The following is a 19065-nucleotide window of genomic DNA, read 5'->3' as shown; positions in this document are numbered from 1 at the left end:
TCCAATCCAACTGCAAGCCGCGCCACGTGCACTGGTGACAAGCCGGCACAAAGGGGGTTCGCATGGCGGGCATCGGGATCGTGGGCGCGGGCATCTCGGGATTGACCCTGGCGCTGCGGCTGCGGCAACGCGGCGTCGAGACGACGCTCTACTGCGAGCGGGACGCCGCCGCGATGCGCGCGTCGCGGCTGCCCAGCACCGTGGCCAGGATGGGTCACACCCAGGCCAGGGAGCGGGAGCTGGGCAGCGAGCACTACCGGGATCCCGCGTCGCTGATGCGCACCGCCAAGCTCTCGATCAAGGGGGAGCCGCCGCTGGAGTTCACGGCGAACGTCGCGGAGCCGTTCCACGCGGTCGACTTCCGGCTGCTGATCCCCGCGTTCATGGACGACTTCGCCGCGCGGGGCGGCGAGATCCGGGTGGTGGACAAGGCCCCGGACGCGGCCCAGGTGGATCGCTGGTCGCGCGAGCACGAGCTGATGGTGGTGGCCGCGGGGCGGCGGTCGGTGGCCGAGCTGTTCCCGCGCGATCCGGGCCGCTCGCCGTTCGACCGGCCCCAGCGGGTGCTGACGGCGGGGCTGTATCGGGGGCTGGATCTGGAAGCCGCCTTCTCGTACAACATCTCGGGGGGTGTGGGCGAGATCCTCCGCGCGCCGATGGTGACGCGGGAGGGGGTCGTCTCCGCGATCCTCGTCGAGGCGATTCCCGGCGGGCCGCTGGAGGAGCTCTCCCGTACGTCGTGGCAGGACGTCCCCGGCACGCTGCTGGGCCTGCTCCGCGAGCACGCGCCGCGGCTGGCCGAGCGGGTGGATACGGCGGCGTTCGAGCTGCTGGGCCCGGACGACCTGCTGCGGGGCGCCGTCACGCCGACGGTACGGCACGCCGTGGCCGAGCTGCCGAGCGGACGCATCGCGCTGGCCATCGGCGACGCATGGATCACGAACGACCCGATCACCGGGCAGGGCGCGAACCTGGGCTCGGCCTGCGCCTGGATCGCCGCCGACGCGATCGCGGCGGGCGGTCCTTACGACGCCGCGTTCGGCCGGGCCACGGAGGAGCGGATGTGGGAGGCGGCGGCGCCGGTCACCGACTGGACGAACGCCTTCCTGCAGCCGCCGGCCGACCATGTGCTGAGGCTGCTGGTGGCCGCCACGACCAGGCAGGACCTGGCCGACCTGGTGCTGTCGCTGTTCTCCGATCCGCCGTACGCGTGGTCGGTGCTGTCGAGCCCGGAACAGGTCGGGCGGATCGTTGACGGTGGCGGGGAGCGGCTCTACGATCGCGTCTAACTTATAGGAAAGTTTCCTATCTAAGTGCCAGGAGCCGCCCCGTGAAGAAGAAGATCCTGATCGCACTCTCGCTGTTACTCGGCCTCTCGGCGATCTCCGTCCCCGCGGCCGCCTCGGAGCGCACGACCCACTCCGGCTTCAAGCGGGTCGCGTACTTCATCCAGTGGGGCGTCTACGGGCGCGACTACCACGTCAGGGATGTGGACGTCTCGGGCGCCGCGGCCAAGCTCACGCACCTCAACTACGCGTTCGGGTTCGTCAACGCCGAGGGCGCCTGCTACTCCTCCGACCCGTGGGCGGACTGGCAGCGGCCGGTGCCGGCCGAGCAGAGCGTGGACGGGGTGGCCGACGCGCCCGGCCAGGCGCTCAACGGCAACCTCAACCAGCTTCGCAAGCTCAAGGCCAAGCACCCTGGCCTCAAGGTGATGATCTCGCTGGGCGGCTGGACCGGCTCCAAGTACTTCTCCGACGCCGTCCTCACCCCCGAGTCGCGGGCCGCGCTGGCGAGCTCGTGCGTCGACCTGTGGCTGCGCGGCAACCTGCCGGGGCTGGAGCCGGGCGCCGGGGCGGGCGTGTTCGACGGCATCGACCTGGACTGGGAGTGGCCGGGCTCGTCGGGGGCCGAGGGCAACGTCATCAGGCCCGAGGACAAGCGCAACTTCACGCTGTTCGTCGAGGAACTGCGGGCGCGGCTCAAGGCGTTCTCGTCGGGTACGCAGCTCACCGCCTTCCTCCCGGCCGCGGCGGCGAAGATCGACGCCGGGTTCGAGGTGCGCAGGGTGTTCAGGCAGCTCGACTTCGCCACCGTCCAGGGGTACGACCTGCACGGCTCCTGGGAGTCGCAGACCGGGCACAACGGGAACCTGTTCACCGACCGGCGGGACCCGAACCCCGTCAGGTACAGCGTCGACCAGACCGTCCGCGACTACCTGTCGCGCGGGGCGCCCGCCCGCAAGATCGTGGTCGGCGTGCCCGCGTACGGCCAGGGCTGGACCGGGGTGACCGGCGGTGGAGACGGCCTCTACAAGCCGGCCACCGGCCCCGCTCCCGGCAAGTGGGCACCGGGCAGCGAGGACTACAAGGACCTGGTCACCAAGCCCGGCAAGCGCTACCGCGATCTACGGACGGGTGCCATGTGGCTGTACGACGGGAACGAGTTCTGGTCTTATGACGATCCGGCGGTGCTGGTGCAGAAGGCGGCCTACATCCGGCTCAAGGGGCTCGGGGGGTCGATGATGTGGTCGATCGACCAGGACGACGCACGGGCCTCCCTCACCTCGGCTCTGTACTCGGTCCTACGCTGACGCCCGGGCCGGGCGCGATTCGCGCCCGGCCCACCGACCCGCACCGGCCGAGAACCGCACCCCACCTGAGGATCCGTGCTCGACCCGTTGCCCAGCCCGTTGACTCACACCCGGCCCGCTGGCCTGCACCCGGCCCCGCTGACCGGCACTCCTCCCCTGAACCCCACCGACCCCATTGGTCCGCACCCGGCCCGTTGGCCTGCGCCGCCCGGTGCGCCTCCACCCGGTGCGCGACCGCCCGCCTCGTCGACCGACGCCCCGCCTGTCGGCCGCCGTCCACTACAAGCTGCCCGGCCCCTCGGCATCGACCGCATTGCCCACGTTCGACCGAGATGATGCGCCCGAGCCGGACGGCACACCGAGACCTCGGCAAACCGGCCTCCGAACCGAGACCCCGGCGAACCGGCCTTCGAATCATCGGTTGAGCTGCGACTCCTCGTCGAACGCCGCGAGCTGTAACAACGTCTCCAACGCCGCCTGCCTGGTCTCCTCCACCGAATCGCCCCGCTCGCCGAAACACTCGGCCGCCACGTCGAGCAGCGCCGTCACCACCGCCGCGTCGGGGTAGGGCACGTCAACGAGGACCGTGCCATCGCCCTCCTCCTCGCCCGCACCCAGGTGGAGCCGGAGCAGCCGCCGAGTCTCCTCAGCCACGGCAACCCCCAGCACGGCGGCACGCTCAAATCGCTCAGCAGCAATCACGTTACCCTCCAGTCGCACAGGTGTTCGGAACAGAAAGGTAGACGACGCCACCGACAGAATCCCCGGCGTACACGGTGATCCCGCGTTCGGGGCGGTGACTGGCTACGCTCGAACGGTGTCCGACACGATCATCAGCACCCGCGACCTCACGGTCGAACTCGGCGGCAATCCCGTACTGCGGGACATGTCCCTGACAGTGGCACCCGGCGAGGTCGTGGCCGTGGTCGGCCCGAACGGGTCGGGCAAATCGACCCTGCTGCGCTGCCTGGCCGGGCTCCAGCCCGTCACCTCCGGCGAGGTCGAGGTGTTCGGGGCGCCGCCGTCCGACGACGCCCGCTTCTGGGGCCGGGTGGCGCTCCTGACGGACGAGCCCGCCTGGTACCCGGGGCTGACCGCGCGCGAGCACCTGGAACTGATGGCGGCGGTCCACGCGACGACCCGGATGACGGTGGAGGCGGCGTTGGAGGTGTTCGCCCTGGTGGAGCGGGCCGACGCGACACCGCTCAATCTCTCCACCGGCCAGCGCCAGCGCCTCGCGCTGGCCGCCGCGCTCCTGCGCCCGAGCACCCTGTTGCTGCTCGACGAACCGGAACGCGGCCTCGACGCCGCCTTCCGCACCGGCCTGACGGACCTGCTGGCCGACTACGCGAACGAGGGCGGCACCATCGTCATGGCCACCCACGACCAGGCCCTGGCCACCTCCGCCCGCCAGATCTCCCCCTCTGGAGTGACCGCATGACCGACACCGGAACAGGGGCTGGGGCTGAGGGCAGAAGGGCCGGGACAGATCCCCGGACAGGGACCGATCTCCAAGCCGGGATCGGAGCCGATCCCCGGGCAGGGGCGGGCCTTCGAGCCGGGGCGGGCCTTCGAGCCGGGGCGGGTCTTCGAGCCGGGGCGGGTCTTCGAGCCGGGGCGGGTCTTCGAGCCGGGGCCGGGGCTGTGGTCGAGGGTGATGTGCGGGCGGTGCGGGCTTATCTGCGGTCGCGGGGGCGCGGCCCCTCCAGCATGCTCGACCGCTACTTCACCGCGTTCGGGCTGCTCATGATCGCCGCCGTGCTGGGGCAGCCTCTTTCCTCCGTGATCACGAATCTGGCCGGCCAGGCGGAACCGGCGCGCATGGGCGCGGGGGTGGCGCTGCTCGCGCTGGCCCTGGCCGGTTTTCTGGCGGCCGCTCGATCGGCGGGTCCCGTGCTGCTGTCCGCTCCCGACGCCTCCTGGCTGCTGTTGTCACCCCTGCACCGGCGAGGGCTGCTCGGCCGTGGCTGGCGAATGGTGTTGCTGGTCGCGGTGGCGGCGGGTCTGCTGCTCGGGATCGGGACGCTGGCGGTGCTGGGGGCGCCGGATCAGCTCGTCTGGCGGGTGCTGGCCGCGCTGGTGCTGGGTGTGTCGGCCACCGTGGGCGGGATGGCGCTGGCCGTGCTGGGGCAATCCGCGCACTCATGGCAGTTCTGGTTGTCGGCTCTGATGGCGGGGCTGCTGGTGCTGGCGGTGGTGGCGGTGAGCGGCCAGATGCGTACGGTGCTCGCGATCGCCGCGGCCGCTCCCCTGCCTGCCGTCGCCGCCGCGGTCTCGGCCGCCGCCGTCATGTCCGGCCTGCTGGTACGCCGGGCATGGACGTCACTCGACCAGATCCCGACCAGGTCCCTGCTGACCGCCTCCACCCGTGCCGGTCATGTGGCGACGGCGGCCGTAGGGCTCGATCCCGGCGCGCTCACGTGGATCGCCGAGGACAACCACTGGCGAACCAGGAGTCTCGGCTCCCGGCGCTGGCCGTCCTCGTTGCCCGCGCCGCTCGCGCTGGCCTGGCACGACTGGCTCCGCGCGGCCCGCAGGCCCAGATGGCTGGCGGTCATCGCGGCGACGGCCGCGCTCCCCGCGATACTGGCCCAGGCGGGCGGCTCTCCTACGGTCGTCGGGGTGAGCGTGCTGGCGGGTGCGCTGGCCGTGGCGGCGACGGGTACGGCGGGTGCGCGCCGCGACGGCGACAACCCGGCCCTCGCCCGGCTGATCGGCGTCGGCCTCCGCCCGGCCCTGGCCGCCCGCGCCCTGCTCCCCGCCCTGCTGAGCGGCACCTGGACAACGGCCGCCCTGGCAATTCTCAGCACCGCACCTCTCGCTCTCGGCACCGCGCCCGCTGTTGGCGGTGGGTCGTGGTTGCTGTTCGGGCCGTTGGTCGCGCCCGCGCTGGCCGCCGCCGCGCTGCGGATGGCCAGGCGTAGTCCCGTTGACCACTCGCTACCGATCCTCGACACCCCAGGCGGCGCGATCCCGACCGGGCCCATGCTCTGGGCGGCCACCGGGGTCGATCTGGCGGTCCTCGGGTGCCTGCCGGCCCTCACGGCCCTGACCGCTCCACCGGACGCCCTGGGCCCGTATCTGGCGGCCCAGGCGGTGGTGAGCGCGGCGGTGCTGGCGGGGTACGTGATGCGGGCGAAATCGAGCCAGGCGGGCTGAGCGAATCAAGAGGGCTGAGCAAGCCAGACGGGCTGAGCACGTCAAGCGAGCTGAGCGAGCCAGACGGGCTGAAGCAGACTGGAGCGGGATAAGCACGCCGGGCAGGGCCAGGCGAGCCGAGCAGGCTGAGCAACGCACAGATCGCTAGGCGACGTAGACGTCGCTGGGGACGCCTCCGTACGGGATCGTCCGGTCGCGGTGCATGCCCGCCCGCTCCGCCACCCTCCGCGAAGGTTCGTTGACGTCGCGGATCACCGCCACCACCGGCCCCAGTTCCTTACCCACCAGCAGGGCCGCCTGCGCGAGCTCCACCGCGTACCCGTGTCCCCACGCCGACGGACGGAATCGGTAGTACAGGTTCAGCACCTCGTCCCCGTCCACCACCGCCCGGCGCAGCCCGCCGAAGCCCAGCACGCCCGGGTGCCCGGGACGGCGTGCCGCCCAGTAGCCGATGCCGCGCTCGTCCCAGTCGGCCAGCCACAGGTCCAGCATCGCCCGACTCGACTCCAGGTCGGCGACGGGGCCGCCGATGTGGTACACGCTGGTCCGCGGGTCGGAGTGGATCTCGTGGACGGATTCGAGGTCCTCGGCGGTGACCCGAGATAGCACCATTCGTGCCGTCTGCACCACTTCCATGCTTTCAGAGTATCCGTTACGATCGCCAAGCAATCGGTACCGATCGATAGGCGATGAGATGGACGTCCCCAAGGTGCAGAGCTCGTTGCGGCTCATCGCGCGCGGGCTGGAGGAGCTGGCCGCCGCGCTGGGCGAGCAGGAGGCGGGCGAGGACGAGCGGACGGCGCGGGTCATCCGCGAATGGGGCCGGCGGGGGCTGACGCAGAAGGAGGCGTCGGCGCTGTTCCAGCGGCACGGGTTCGCCCCGCAGACGACCGGCGGCTGGACGCGGGGCGAGTGGATCGAGATCGGCGACGACGGCCTGCGCTATCTCACCGCCCGATCACATACCTGGCTGGAGGAACGGTCATGACCTTCTCGGTACGCATCACCGTACGCGGCTACGAACTCGACACCCAGGGCCACGTCAACGGCGCCGTCTACCACCAGTACGGCGACCACGCCCGCTGGGAGTTCCTGCGCGCGGCCGGCATCTCGATCGACGACATGACGAGCACCGGCATAGGCCCCGTCACGCTGGAGAACACCATCCGCTACCACCGCGAGCTGCGCGGCGGCGACGAGGTCGAGGTGACGTGCGCGTTCGAGTGGGGCGACGGGAAGACGTACCGGGTGAAACAGGAGTTCAGGCGCGCCGGCGGAGAGCTGGCGGCCGAGCTGACGGGCGTCGGCGGGCTGCTCGACCTCGGCGCCCGCCGCCTGCTCGACGACCCGAAGACCCGCTGGCGTGCCCTCGCCCGCCGGCCCGCCGTGCTCGGCCTGTAGAAGCTACTTCTTGCCCTTGTCGGCGTTGGAGTCGGTGGAGAGCGCGGCGACGAAGGCCTCCTGGGGCACCTCGACCCGGCCGACCATCTTCATCCGCTTCTTGCCCTCCTTCTGCTTCTCCAGCAGCTTGCGCTTACGGGAGATGTCGCCGCCGTAGCACTTGGCCAGCACGTCCTTGCGGATGGCGCGGATGTTCTCGCGCGCGATGACCCTGGCGCCGATGGCGGCCTGGATGGGCACCTCGAACTGCTGCCGCGGGATCAGCTCGCGCAGCTTCTTGGCCATGTCGACACCGTAGGTGTAGGCCTTGTCCTTGTGGACGATGGCGCTGAAGGCGTCGACCGCCTCGCCCTGCAGCAGGATGTCCACCTTGACCAGGTCGGCCTCCTGCTCGCCCGCGGGCTCGTAGTCGAGCGAGGCGTAGCCCCTGGTCCGCGACTTGAGCTGGTCGAAGAAGTCGAAGATGATCTCGCCGAGCGGCAGCGTGTAGCGGATCTCGACCCGGTCCTCCGACAGGTAGTCCATGCCGAGCAACTGCCCGCGCCGCCCCTGGCAGATCTCCATGATCGCGCCGATGAACTCGGAGGGCGCCAGGATCGTGGACTTGGTGACCGGCTCGAAGACCTGCGAGATCTTGCCGCCGGTGGGGAACTCGGACGGGTTGGTGACCGTCAGCTCCGCGCCGTCCTCCATGACCACGCGGTAGACCACGTTGGGCGCCGTCGAGATCAGCGACAGCCCGAACTCCCGCTCCAGCCGCTCGCGCACGATCTCCATGTGGAGCAGCCCGAGGAAGCCGACGCGGAAGCCGAACCCGAGCGCGGCCGAGGTCTCCGGCTCGTAGATCAGGGCGGCGTCGTTGAGCTGGAGCTTGTCGAGCGCCTCGCGCAGCTCGGGGTATTCGTCGCCGTCGATCGGATAGAGCCCGGAGAACACCATCGGCTTCGGGTGCTCGTAGCCGGCCAGCGCGTTCTGGGCGCCCTTGACCGCGGAGGTGACGGTGTCACCGACCCGCGACTGCCGCACGTCCTTCACGCCGGTGATCAGGTAGCCCACCTCGCCGACGCCCAGGCCCAGGTCGGACGTCTTGGGCTCGGGCGAGATGACGCCGATCTCCAGCGTCTCGTGCGTGGCGTTGGTGGACATCATCAGGATGCGCTCGCGCTTGCCGAGGTGTCCGTCCATGACCCGCACGTACGTCACCACGCCGCGGTAGGTGTCGTAGACCGAGTCGAAGATCAGCGCCCGGGCGGCCGCGTCGGCGTCGCCGACCGGTGCGGGCACCGAGGACACCACGTGGTCGAGCAGCTCGCGCACGCCCACGCCGGTCTTGCCCGACACCTTGAGCACGTCGGACGGGTCGCAGCCGATCAGCCCCGCCAGCTCCTCGGCGAACTTCTCCGGCTGCGCCGCCGGCAGGTCGATCTTGTTGAGCACGGGGATGATGTGCAGGTCGGCGCTCATGGCCAGGTAGAGGTTGGCCAGCGTCTGCGCCTCGATGCCCTGGGCCGCGTCGACCAGCAGGACCGCGCCCTCGCACGCCTGCAGCGACCGGGACACCTCGTAGGTGAAGTCGACGTGCCCGGGGGTGTCGATCATATTGAGCACGTGGCCGTCCCACGGGAGTCGCACGGCCTGCGACTTGATCGTGATGCCCCGTTCGCGCTCGATGTCCATCCTGTCGAGGTATTGGGCACGCATGGAGCGGTCATCGACCACCCCGGTGATCTGGAGCATCCGGTCGGCAAGGGTCGACTTGCCATGGTCGATGTGCGCGATGATGCAAAAGTTGCGGATCAACGCGGGGTCGGTCTGGCCAGGCTGAGTGCGCACCGAAGTCCGTTTCGACAGGGTTGAGGTCAAGCGTCTTTCATGGTGACATGCCCGGGTGATTGCCCGAACCGTCATCCGCCGCGGCGTACGCCTGCTCGCGCTCGCCTTGGCCATCGTGGTGGCGCTGGTCGGCCTCATCGCCGCCGCGCTCCGCCTCCAGTTTACCGGTGCCCCGGCGGCCTGGGCGAAGAGCACGGGCAACGACGCCCTCTGGCTCGGCCACGCCTGGGTGGACGGGCGCCGTACGGAGCGCGATGTGGAACGACTGGCGGCCCGGCTGCGTACGACGGGCATCAAGGACGTGTACGTCCACTCCGGCCCGTTCGAGTTCGACGGCCGCTTAGATCCCGCTAAATACCCCAACGCCGCAAATTTCGTCCAATGGATGCATCAGCGGCTGCCCGGCGTCCGCGTCTCCGCCTGGCTCGGCCAGGACGTGAAAGACGGCCTCGACCTCGACGACCCCAAGTCCCGCGAGAACGTCCTGGCCGGCGTCGCCGCCATCATGAAGACCGGCTACGACGGCGTCCACTACAACTTCGAGCCGATCGGCGACGGCGACACGGAGTTCCTCGACCTGCTCGACCGGACCAGGCGGCACACGAGGCTCCTGTCGGCCTCCAGCCCGCAGATCGAGCCCTATCCCGGCATGCGCCTGACGGCGCGGGCGATCCTGGGACACGACAAATACTGGTCCCAGGGCTACTTCAGGCAGGTCGTGAACCGGCTCGACCAGGTCGCGATCATGACCTACGACTCGTTCACGCCGCTGCAGTCCCTGTACGGCGGCTACGTGGCCCGCCAGGCCGAACTGGCCCTTGACCTGGTCCCCGACACCAAGGCCCTGTACATCGGCGCGCCCGCTTACCACGACCACGGGGTAGCCTGGGCGGATTACGCCGAGAGCGTCGGGATGGCGGCGGAGGGCGCCCGGCTCGCCCTCACCGGCCACGGCCGCCGCGAGCGGTTCGGCCTGGCGCTCTACGTGGACTTCGCGGCCACGGAGGAAGACTGGCGCGAATACATGACGCGCTGGCGTTGATTTGAGCAGCCGCCTCAGTTATTGGTACGCTGGGCAACTGCGTGTGGCGCGCCCTCTCAACGAGCCCGCGCGCCCCATCCATCACCAAGACTTTCACCGAGGCTTCTTCGTGGCGAACATCAAGTCCCAGGTCAAGCGCAACAAGCAGAACGAGAAGGCTCGCCTGCGCAACAAGGCGGTCAAGTCGTCCCTGAAGACGGCCGTCCGTAAGTTCCGCGAGGCCGCCGAGCAGGGCGACGTCGAGCAGGCCGTAGCGGCGCAGCGCGTCGCCGCCCGCCAGCTCGACAAGGCCGTCAGCAAGGGCGTCATCCACAAGAACCAGGCCGCCAACCGCAAGTCGGCGATCGCCAAGCAGGCCGCCGCCCTGGCCACCAAGTAACACCTGGCGATAGACAACGCCGCACTCCTTCTGGAGTGCGGCGTTTTTGTTTGCGCAGCCCATTTGTCACGGTTTCGATATCACACGCCCGTATCGGCTGCGTCACCGTTGCAAAGATCGCCTTGCCCCCGGCCCAACCCCTGTCCGAAGGTGCACTAAACGGGGCGAAGGGGGACACATGCGGGGGCCGTTGGTCGTCAAAAGGGCGTTCAGCGAGCCGCTGCTCCTCCTGGCGGCGTTCGGCTCGATCCTGCTGGCGACCACCACGCTGGTCGCGCTGACCATGTACGCCTCCTCCATCGCCGAAGCGGGTGTCCGCCGGACGATGGAGACGGCCTCGTACCAGCAGACCGCCGCGACCATCAGCGCGCCCGTCACGGCCGCCACGTTCCCCACGTTCGACCAGGCGGTACACGCCGAGCTCGGCCGCGCCTACACCGAGCCGCCCGCCATCACCACGAGCTTCCGCTCCGACTCCTACGCCATGCCGGGCCAGGAGGACCAGAAGCTGCCCGAGCTGCTCAGGTTCGGCAGCTACGACGGGCTCGACCGGCACGCCCGGCTGATCTCCGGCGCCTGGCCGAAGCCCGGCGGAGCGGCCGTCGAGGCGGCGATCTCGCTGTCGGCGGCCTCGGCCACCGGCTTCAAGGCAGGCCAGGAGTTCACCACGAAGGGGCGCCTCGACCCGCGCCCGGTCACCGTGCGCGTCTCCGGCGTCTTCCAGCTCAACGACCCGTTCGGCGCGCGCTGGGCGGGCGAGCCGCTGCTCAGCCGGGGGGTGGAGCGCGGCGAGTTCACCACGTACGGGCCGCTGATGGTGGCGCGCGAGACGTTCATCGGCCGGTTCGCGACCAGCGTCAACGCCACCTGGACGGCCGTGCCGGACCTGCGCGGACTGACGCCGGAGCAGCTTCGGCCGCTGGCCGGGGCGGTCGCCGAGCTGGGCGATCGGCTGAAAGCGGGCGGCTGCGCCAGTTGCGTGACCGCCAGCCGGCTGCCCGAGATGCTCACCCAGCTCGGCACCGCGTCGCTGGTGGCCCGCTCCACCATGCTGATCCCGGTGCTGCAGTTGCTGTTGCTGGCCGCGTACGCGCTGATGCTGACCGCGCGGCTGCTCGCCGACCACCGCCGCATGGAGGTGGCCCTGCTGCGCTCGCGCGGCGCGGGCACGACGCGGCTGGCGGCGCTGGCGGGCGGGGAGGCGCTGCTGGTGGCGCTGCCGTGCGCGATCGTGGCGCCGTTCCTGGGGCCGCCGCTGCTCGCGCTGATCAATCGGATCCCGTGGATCAGGGCCTCCGGGGTACGGCTGGCGCCGGTGGCGGATCTGGGGACGTACCTGGTGTCGTTCGGGGTGGCGCTGGCCGCGGCCGTGCTGCTGATGTTGCCGGCGCTGGCGGGCGCGCGGCGGACGTACGTGGAGGAACAGTCGGCGCGGGGGCGCGGCGGCGGGCGGGGGCTGATCGAGCGGGCCGGCGCCGACCTGGCGCTGCTCGTGGTGGCGGGGCTGGCGATCTGGCAGCTCCAGCGCTACGGCGCGCCCGTGACGACGACGGCCTCGGGCGGGCTCGGCATCGACCCACTGATCATCTCCGGGCCCGCGCTGGCCCTGCTCACGGGCGGCATGCTGGGGCTGCGACTGGTGCCGCGCGTCTCGAAGCTGGCCGAGCGGCTGACCTCGCGCCGGCCGACGCTCGCCCCCGCGCTCGGGGCGTGGCAGGTGAGCAGGCGGCCGTTGAAGTACGCCGGACCCGCGCTGCTGCTGACCATGGCGATCGCGATCGGGATCGTGTCCATGGCCACCGTGTCCACCTGGCGCGGCTCGCAGCTCGACCAGGCGCGTCACCAGGCCGGGGCCGATCTGCGGCTGTCGGGCCCGCCGGACGGGCCCGAGCTGGGGGCGCTCGGGCGGGGCACGGCCTTCACCGCGCTGCCCGGCGTCACCGCGGCCTCCCCCGCCTACCGGGGACAGACCGAGGTGAGCGGCGATCTCGCGCTACTGCTCGCCGTGGACGCGGGGAAGCTCGACCGGTTGTTCCAGCTCCGTCCGGATCTGTCGGCCCAGTCGGTCGGGGAGATGGCCAAGGCGCTGAAGGGTGCACCGGACGGGGGGCTCGTGCTGCCCGGGCGGCCGGAGGCGCTGACCCTGCGGGCCCAGGTGACCGCGGATCTGCCGGTGCGGCTGGTGCTGTCCGATGGGCTCGGGGTCTGGCGCGACATTTCGCTCGGGGTGCTGCGCACAGGTGGCAACCGGGTCGAGGTGGACCTGCGGTCGCTGGCCGGGCGGACGGGGAAGATCACCTACCCGCTGGCGCTGCGCGGCCTGGTCTCGGGCACGCCCGAGAGCGACGCGAACCTGACCCTGACCGGGCTGAGCGCCGGTGGCCAGGAGGTGGCGGTGCCTCCGCTCTCCTTGAGCGCGAGCGCGACCCGCCCGGCGATGGCCCCCTTCGTCCGGCAGCCCGAGCCGGGGCCGCTGCCCGTCGTGCTCACCGCCGACCTGGCCGCCTCGCTCAAGCTGGGCGTGGGGCAGAGCGGGCGGGCCGGCATCGACCGCCGGGTGCTGCCGGTCAAGGTCGTGGGCGTGGTGAAGACGATGCCGACGGCCTCGGCCGGTCAGAAGGCCGTACTCGCCGACTGGGGGTCGCTGCAGGCGTACGAGCTGGCCGCGGCGCGACCACCGAGGCCCGCCACCGAGTGGTGGCTGGCCACCGGCGACGGCGCGGCCGCGGCGAAGGCGCTCAAGAGCCGTCCTGAGTGGGACGTCACCGCGCTCGACCAGCGCGAGCTGGCCGCGGGGCTGCGGGACGACCCGCTGGCCGGCGGGCTGCAGGGGGCGCTGATGCTGGGATTCCTGGCGGCGCTGGTGTTCGCGGTGCTCGGGTTCCTGGTGAACGCGGCCGTCGCGGCCAGGGAGCGGATGGGCGAGTTCGCGATCCTGCGGGCGCTCGGGGTGAGCTCGCGGCAGGTGCTCGGGCTGCTGGCGATGGAGCAGGCGTTCGTCATCGGGCTGTCGCTGCTGGCCGGCACCGGGCTCGCGATCGTCGTCGGCGTGCTGGTGGTGCCGCACATCGTGCTGACCGGCCAGGCGTCGGCCGTCACGCCGGACGTGGCGCTCGACATTCCGTGGGCCGCCACCGGCGCGATGCTGGTGCTGGTGGCCGGGGTGCTGTTCGCGATCGTCGCCGGGCTGGCACGCAACCTGCGCGGGCAAGGGCTCGCCCTCCGGGAGGAACAGTGAGGATCTTGCTGCTCGCCCGGGTGCACCTGGGCACGGTGGCCGTGCTCTTCGTGCTGACGTTGAGCGCCTGCCTGCTGGTCGCGGGCCTGCCCAGGGCGATGCAGGCGTCGTACGACGAGGCGCTGCGCCGTGCCCTCGGCGCCGCCCCCGCCGTGCAGACCGACCTGACGGTGACCGTGGAGTCGCGTTCGCCGGACGAGGACCTGCGCGAACGCACCCAGTTCGACTCCCGCGACAGCCTCTGGCGCGAGATCGTGCCCCCGGACCTGCGGCCGCTGCTGCCACGGACCGGCCACATGTCCGCCAAGACCACGCTCACCCCGATCACCGGCACCAGCGGCCAGTCGTACATCAACCTGGGCTGGCTGTCCGACGCCGCCGAGCGCGTGGAATGGGTCCAGGGACGGGTTCCCGGCGCGCCCGCCACGACGCGGTACGAGGGCGAGACGATCCCGGTGTTCGAGGTGGGGATCTCCGAAGAGGCGCTGCCCGAGATGGGCCTGCGGGTGGGCGAGTCGAAGACGGTCGGCGAGAACGACTACGCCGTCGTGAAGATCGTCGGCGCCTTCCGCGCCAAGGACCCGGGCGCCCGCTACTGGTCGCACAACTCCGAGCTCCTGCACGTCACCAAACTCCAGCCACCTGGTCAACTGGACTTCGAGAAGCACATCACCACGCTGATGTCCGACGCCGGGCTGAGCGCGCTCAGCGGCGCGGGGCGCAACCTGTCCTACCGCTGGGTGCTGCCGCTCGACGCGACGGCGGCGACCGCGTTGGGCGCACCTGACCTGCGGGCGGCGGTCAGCGAGTTCGACCGGGTCGTGGCGCTCCAGTCCACGGGCTCGGCCAGCCCGTACCATCTCGAAACCGGGCTGCCCAAGCTGCTCGACGACTTCCTGGCCGGGCTGTCGACCGCGCAGACCGTGATGTACCTGGTGCTCGGCGGGCTGCTGGCGGTGGCGCTGGGCGTGATCGTGCTGGCCGTGCACCTGCTGGCCGACCGGCTCGACCACACGCTGTCGCTGACGCGGGCGCGCGGCGGGGCGCTGCGGCAGGTGGCGGGCGCGGCGGCGGCGCTGACCGGGCTCGCGGTGGTGCCCGCCGCGCTGGCCGGGTACGCGCTGTCCTTCCTCGTGCCGGGGCCCGTGCTGCCGATCGTGCACGCGGGGCCGCTGCTCGTGGTGCTCGTGGCCGTCGGGTTCGCGGCCGCGCGGACGGTCGCCGCGCATCGTACGCCGCTGCACGAGCGGCGCGACGACGTGGCCGCCGCCCGGCCGTCCGCCAAGCGGGTCACGCTGGAGCTGCTGGTCGTCGTGCTGGCGCTGGCCGGGGCGTACCTGCTGCGGGCGCGCGGGCTCACCGCCTCGACCGGGCAGGATCCGTTCCTGCTGCTGGTGCCGATCGCCCTGACGCTCGCGGCGGCGCTGATCACGTTGCGGTGTTATCCGTACCCGCTGCGGCTGCTCGTGCGGCTGACCGCGCGCGGGCGGGCGGCCGTGCCGTTCCTCGGGTTGACCAGGGCGGCCAGGGCGCGCTCGGCGAGCGTGCTGCCGGTGCTGATCCTGCTGCCCGCGCTGGGGGTGTCGGTGTTCGCGGCGGTGGTCTCCGACGGGATCGCGAGCACGCAGCGGCTGGCGTCCTGGCAGCGGGCGGGCGCGCCGATCAAGGTGACGTCGGAGATCGAGATCCCGGCCGCCGCCATCGACCAGGTGCGCGCGCTCGCCGGGGTGCGGCGGGTGGTGCTCGCGCAGACGGGCCGGGTCCAGGTCGGGTACGGCGCCGAACGGGCCGAGGCCATCGCCGTGGACGTCGCGCGGTGGCGTGAGCTGCTGGGCGGCGCGCCCGTCGGCCTGCCCGCCCTGTCCGATGGCGCGCTGGTCTCGCCCGAGCTGCGGGGGCGGGGGACGTTCGAGATCGGGTGGCAGTCGCGGCTCAAGCTGGCCACGCGGGGCGTGATCGCGTCGGTGCCCGGTTTCTACGGCAAGGGCAAGTTCCTCGTCGTGCCGATCGGCGTGCAGGTGCGGCCGGCGGTGAACACGTTGCTGATCGACGGCGACGCCTCACTGACCGGCGCGCTGGAGCGGCTGGTGCCGTCGGCCACCGTGGTGTCGCAGGAACGGATCCTGCATGACATTCAGGATGATCCGCTGACGAGCACGGTACGGTGGACGCTGGTCGTGGTGACGGCCGCGCTGGCCGCGTACGCGCTGATCGCCGTCATCCTCTCGCTGGTGATCGGGGCGGCCGACCGGGCCAGGGCGCTGTCGTTCCTCCGTACGCTGGGGCTGTCGGACCGTCAGGCACAGCGGCTGACCGTGCTGGAGATCCTGCCCATGATCCTCGTCACCGCGCTGGCCGGGCTCGGCCTGGGCCTCGGGCTGCCGGCCGCGCTCGGGCCCGGCGTGGACCTGTCGTCGTACGCCGGTGACCTGCCCGTCGGCGACTACGCACTCGACCCGTTCCTGCCCAGCGCGCTGGCGGCCGGGCTGGCCGCCGTCGCCGTCCTCGGCGCGTACGCGCACATCGCCATCGGCCGCCGCCGCAGCCTCGGCGCCGTCCTTCGAGTAGGGGACCTCACATGAATCCGACCCTGTCCGAGCTGGAAGCCAAGGCCACGCGGCAGAAGGCCGCGTTCGGCGGTGACGCGCACATCGTGTGCGACAACCTCGTGCGCATCTACAAGACCGAGGGGGTCGAGGTCGTCGCGTTGCAGGGCCTGGACCTGCTGATCGACAAGGGCGAGCTGGTGGCCATCGTCGGCGCTTCGGGGTCGGGCAAGTCGACGCTGCTCAACGTGCTGTCCGGGCTGGACGTGCCGACGGCGGGGGTGGCCAGGGTGGCGGGGACCGACCTGCTGTCGATGAGCGCGCGGGATCGGCTGCGGTACCGGCGGTCCGTGGTGGGCTTCATCTGGCAGCAGACGGCCAGGAACCTGCTGCCGTACGTGACCGCGCGGGAGAACGTCGAGCTGCCGATGAAGCTCGCGGGGCTCGGGGGCGGGGCCGGGGCTCGGCGGGAGCGGGCGGGCGAGCTGCTGGAGCTGCTCGGGGTCGGCGACTGCGCAAACCGGAAGACTCCCGAAATGTCGGGCGGCGAGCAGCAGCGGGTGGCCATCGCCGTCGCCCTCGCCAACTCCCCGCAGCTCATCCTGGCCGACGAGCCGACGGGTGAGCTGGACAGCGAGACGTCGGAGCAGGTGTTCGACGCGCTGCGCAAGGCCAACAGGGAGCTGGGGGTGACCGTGGTCATCGTGACGCACGACCCGCTGGTGTCGGAGCAGGTCGACCGGACGGTGGGCATTCGCGACGGGCGTACCAGCAGTGAGACCCTGCGGCGCGCGGACGCCGAGGGTCAGATCATCGCCGAGGAGTACGCCGTACTGGACCGGGTGGGGCGGCTGCAGCTCCCGCGCGACTTCATGAACGCCCTTGAGATGGAACGGCGGGTACGTCTCGAGCTCGAATCCGACCACATCGGCGTGTGGCCCGCCCGAGAGGAGCCCTCTGATGACTGACGCGCCCCTGGTCGTGGTGGAGGGACTGCGGAAGGTGTACCGGAGCGGGCCCAAGGAGGTCGTGGCGCTGCGGGACGTGTCGTTCACGGTGCGGCCCGGGGAGCTGATCGCGGTCCGCGGCCGGTCGGGGTCGGGCAAGACCACCCTGCTCAACCAGATCGGCGGCCTGGACCGGCCGGACGCGGGGCGGGTGGTGGTGGCCGGGCACGAGGTGACCGCCTTGTCGGAGGACGCCCTGCTGGCGCTGCGCCGGGACGTGGTGGGGTTCGTGTTCCAGTCGTTCGGGCTGATCCCGGTGCTGTCGGCGTCGGAGAACGTCGGGGTGCCGATGCGGCTGCTGCGGATGCCGGTGGCGGAGCGGGAGGCGCGGGTGCGGATGCTGCTCTCCCTGGTGGGGCTGGAGCAGCATGTCAATCAGCGGCCGTACGAGCTGTCCGGGGGGCAGCGGCAGCGGGTGGCGATCGCCAGGTCGCTGGCCAACCGGCCGCGGCTGCTGGTGGCGGACGAGCCCACGGGGCAACTCGACTCGCAGACGGGGCGGCAGATCATGGAGCTGTTGCGGGCGGTCGTACGGAGTGAGGGCGTCACGGCCCTGGTCGCCACCCACGACCCCAGCTTGATGACGTTGGCGGATCGGGTGCTGGAGATCAGCGACGGAGTGGTACGCGAAGCTGCCCTCACCTGACCCGCTCCCCTGTCGTGGCTTTTCGGATGTGTGGGGACAGGGCCGCGAGGTTGGCGGCGGCGACCAGGACACCGCCCGTGAGCGCCAGCGCCGTCACCCCGGTGACCCCGGCCAGCGGCGCGGCCACCGCCAGCCCGAACGGCCGCGACGCGAACGAGATGAGCTGGTCGAACGCCCGCACCCGCCCCAGCGCCCCCTCAGGGATCTCCTCCGCCACGACCGTCTCCCACAGCGGGCTGAGCAGCCCGAGCCCGAACATGGCCACGAAGTACGCCCCCGCCAGCACCGCCGCGGGCGCCGACATCGCCAGCGCCACCATGGGCAGCAGGTAGCAGGCGGCCCCGGCCTGCACCGCCACCAGCGGCCGGCGGACGCGCAGCCTGGGGGCGGCGAACACGCCCAGCACCAGCCCCACGGTCCCGCTCTGCACGATCACCATCCAGCTCGTCTCGCCGCCCAGGTGGTGTACGGCCGCCACGGGTGCCAGCGTCAGGAACAGCCCGGCGACGAAATGCCAGACGCCATGACCGAGCACACAGCCGAGGAACCACGGCCGTTGCCTGATCTCCCGCCATCCCTGGCCCAGGTCGTCCCAGAAGTTCTGGGGCGCCGCCACCGCAGAATCGGTACGAATCCCACCCAAAGTCACCGCAGAGCACGCGAACAACACCGCCGTCAGCGCCGCCGCCCACCCCGGCCCGGCGACCACGATGATCGTCCCGGCGATGGCCGGCGCCGCCACCGCCGACAGGCTCGTCGCCACGCCGATACGCGCGTTCACCCGCAGCCGGTCGGGCCCGGGCACCACCGCCACGACCAGCCGCGGGACGGCCGGGCTGCCGAACGCGATGGCCGCCCCCGCGACCGCCGACAGGATCGCCAGATCGAGCAGCCGGGTCAGCCCCAGCAGCAGCTCGACGGCCATGGCGGCCTGGGTCAGGCATCGGGTGAGATCGGCGAGCAGCACCACCCGCCCGGGCCGGAGCCGATCGGCCAGCACCCCGCCGAACGGCAGGAGCAGCAGCAACGGGATCAGTTCGCTCGCGAGCACGAGCCCGACCGCGCCACCATCGCCCGTCACCCGCAGGACCGCCAGCGTGAGCGTGGTGGGGATCAGGGCCGTGGCCAAGGCGGACAGGGCACGTCCGAGAAGAAGCCGGTTCACCATGACGGGCACAGTATTTCGCCATCGAATGTTTCGTCAACAAAATACTTGTCGGC

At 71.6% G+C, this 19065-nt stretch carries 16 protein-coding genes; 12 read left to right on the top strand and 4 right to left on the bottom strand.

Annotation, left to right across the window (positions count from 1 at the left end; genetic code table 11):
• Nucleotides 1–62 precede the first annotated feature (62 nt).
• Both C4V41_RS01835 and C4V41_RS01830 read left to right on the top strand, forming a co-directional pair.
• On the top strand, nucleotides 63–1289 hold the full coding sequence (locus tag C4V41_RS01835; protein WP_103953944.1) for an FAD-dependent oxidoreductase: 1227 nt from the start codon (nucleotides 63–65) through the stop codon (nucleotides 1287–1289).
• 41 nt (nucleotides 1290–1330) lie between these two features.
• The gene (locus C4V41_RS01830; protein WP_103953943.1) at nucleotides 1331–2593 is read left to right on the top strand and encodes a glycoside hydrolase family 18 protein; all 1263 of its coding nucleotides are present in this window, start codon (nucleotides 1331–1333) and stop codon (nucleotides 2591–2593) included.
• 414 nt (nucleotides 2594–3007) lie between these two features.
• Here C4V41_RS01830 and C4V41_RS01825 read toward each other — a convergent pair whose 3' ends face one another.
• Nucleotides 3008–3247 carry a hypothetical protein gene (locus C4V41_RS01825; protein WP_146103490.1) on the bottom strand — a complete coding sequence of 80 codons (240 nt, stop codon included), beginning with the start codon at nucleotides 3245–3247 and terminating at the stop codon, nucleotides 3008–3010.
• A 163-nt stretch (nucleotides 3248–3410) separates the two neighbouring features.
• On the opposite strand from C4V41_RS01825, the gene ccmA reads away from it, so the two are divergent.
• Nucleotides 3411–4034: a heme ABC exporter ATP-binding protein CcmA gene (gene ccmA / locus C4V41_RS01820; protein ID WP_103953941.1), complete on the top strand. Its 624-nt coding sequence runs from the start codon at nucleotides 3411–3413 to the stop codon at nucleotides 4032–4034.
• A gap of 227 nt (nucleotides 4035–4261) precedes the next feature.
• Nucleotides 4262–5752 carry a DUF6297 family protein gene (locus tag C4V41_RS01815; RefSeq protein ID WP_235029855.1) on the top strand — a complete coding sequence of 497 codons (1491 nt, stop codon included), beginning with the start codon at nucleotides 4262–4264 and terminating at the stop codon, nucleotides 5750–5752.
• A 144-nt stretch (nucleotides 5753–5896) separates the two neighbouring features.
• On the opposite strand, the gene C4V41_RS01810 is transcribed toward C4V41_RS01815, so the two are convergent.
• Nucleotides 5897–6388 (bottom strand): GNAT family N-acetyltransferase, encoded by a 492-nt coding sequence (locus C4V41_RS01810; RefSeq protein ID WP_235029854.1) that lies wholly within the window; start codon nucleotides 6386–6388, stop codon nucleotides 5897–5899.
• Nucleotides 6389–6446: 58 nt separating this feature from the next.
• Between C4V41_RS01810 and C4V41_RS01805 the strand changes: the two genes are divergently transcribed.
• Nucleotides 6447–6740 (top strand): hypothetical protein, encoded by a 294-nt coding sequence (locus C4V41_RS01805; RefSeq protein ID WP_103953938.1) that lies wholly within the window; start codon nucleotides 6447–6449, stop codon nucleotides 6738–6740.
• Complete coding sequence (locus C4V41_RS01800; RefSeq protein WP_103953937.1) at nucleotides 6737–7153, top strand: acyl-CoA thioesterase; 417 nt, start codon at nucleotides 6737–6739, stop codon at nucleotides 7151–7153. Before C4V41_RS01805 ends, C4V41_RS01800 begins: the two co-directional genes overlap by 4 nt.
• A 3-nt stretch (nucleotides 7154–7156) precedes the next feature.
• Here the strand turns inward: C4V41_RS01800 and lepA are convergent, their stop codons facing one another.
• Nucleotides 7157–8986, bottom strand: coding sequence for a translation elongation factor 4 (gene lepA, locus C4V41_RS01795; RefSeq protein WP_103954685.1), 1830 nt, complete (start codon nucleotides 8984–8986; stop codon nucleotides 7157–7159).
• 55 nt (nucleotides 8987–9041) lie between these two features.
• Here lepA and C4V41_RS01790 point away from each other — a divergent pair, with 55 nt between their 5' ends.
• From C4V41_RS01790 to C4V41_RS01765, 6 genes are all read left to right on the top strand, one after another.
• Nucleotides 9042–10028, top strand: a complete 987-nt coding sequence (locus C4V41_RS01790; RefSeq protein WP_103953936.1) for a glycoside hydrolase family 18 protein — start codon at nucleotides 9042–9044, stop codon at nucleotides 10026–10028.
• A gap of 109 nt (nucleotides 10029–10137) precedes the next feature.
• Nucleotides 10138–10407: a 30S ribosomal protein S20 gene (rpsT, locus tag C4V41_RS01785; protein WP_103953935.1), complete on the top strand. Its 270-nt coding sequence runs from the start codon at nucleotides 10138–10140 to the stop codon at nucleotides 10405–10407.
• 178 nt (nucleotides 10408–10585) lie between these two features.
• Nucleotides 10586–13645, top strand: a complete 3060-nt coding sequence (locus C4V41_RS01780) for an ABC transporter permease (protein ID WP_103953934.1) — start codon at nucleotides 10586–10588, stop codon at nucleotides 13643–13645.
• Nucleotides 13642–16227 carry an FtsX-like permease family protein gene (locus C4V41_RS01775; RefSeq protein ID WP_103953933.1) on the top strand — a complete coding sequence of 862 codons (2586 nt, stop codon included), beginning with the start codon at nucleotides 13642–13644 and terminating at the stop codon, nucleotides 16225–16227. The genes C4V41_RS01780 and C4V41_RS01775 overlap by 4 nt, the downstream gene beginning before the upstream one ends.
• The gene (locus tag C4V41_RS01770) at nucleotides 16224–17159 is read left to right on the top strand and encodes an ABC transporter ATP-binding protein (RefSeq protein ID WP_103953932.1); all 936 of its coding nucleotides are present in this window, start codon (nucleotides 16224–16226) and stop codon (nucleotides 17157–17159) included. Before C4V41_RS01775 ends, C4V41_RS01770 begins: the two co-directional genes overlap by 4 nt.
• Complete coding sequence (locus tag C4V41_RS01765; protein WP_103953931.1) at nucleotides 17152–17844, top strand: ABC transporter ATP-binding protein; 693 nt, start codon at nucleotides 17152–17154, stop codon at nucleotides 17842–17844. The genes C4V41_RS01770 and C4V41_RS01765 overlap by 8 nt, the downstream gene beginning before the upstream one ends.
• Here the strand turns inward: C4V41_RS01765 and C4V41_RS01760 are convergent.
• Nucleotides 17837–19012: an MFS transporter gene (locus C4V41_RS01760; RefSeq protein WP_103953930.1), complete on the bottom strand. Its 1176-nt coding sequence runs from the start codon at nucleotides 19010–19012 to the stop codon at nucleotides 17837–17839. The genes C4V41_RS01765 and C4V41_RS01760 overlap by 8 nt on opposite strands.
• Nucleotides 19013–19065: the final 53 nt, after the last annotated feature.

Origin of the sequence: Nonomuraea solani (genome assembly GCF_900108335.1) — a bacterium.
In the GTDB taxonomy this organism is placed as follows: Bacteria; Actinomycetota; Actinomycetes; order Streptosporangiales; family Streptosporangiaceae; genus Nonomuraea; species Nonomuraea solani.
Note: the sequence above shows the minus strand (reverse complement) of the source record. Positions and strands in the feature narration are given on the sequence as shown.

Coding starts and splice junctions, on each gene's coding strand:
- C4V41_RS01780 (WP_103953934.1), top strand. CDS start 10,586: ATGCGGGGGCCGTTGGTCGTCAAAAGGGCGTTCAGCGAGCCGCTGCTC.
- C4V41_RS01800 (WP_103953937.1), top strand. CDS start 6,737: ATGACCTTCTCGGTACGCATCACCGTACGCGGCTACGAACTCGACACC.
- C4V41_RS01765 (WP_103953931.1), top strand. CDS start 17,152: ATGACTGACGCGCCCCTGGTCGTGGTGGAGGGACTGCGGAAGGTGTAC.
- C4V41_RS01770 (WP_103953932.1), top strand. CDS start 16,224: ATGAATCCGACCCTGTCCGAGCTGGAAGCCAAGGCCACGCGGCAGAAG.
- C4V41_RS01835 (WP_103953944.1), top strand. CDS start 63: ATGGCGGGCATCGGGATCGTGGGCGCGGGCATCTCGGGATTGACCCTG.
- C4V41_RS01760 (WP_103953930.1), bottom strand. CDS start 19,012: ATGGTGAACCGGCTTCTTCTCGGACGTGCCCTGTCCGCCTTGGCCACG.
- C4V41_RS01805 (WP_103953938.1), top strand. CDS start 6,447: ATGGACGTCCCCAAGGTGCAGAGCTCGTTGCGGCTCATCGCGCGCGGG.
- C4V41_RS01810 (WP_235029854.1), bottom strand. CDS start 6,388: ATGGAAGTGGTGCAGACGGCACGAATGGTGCTATCTCGGGTCACCGCC.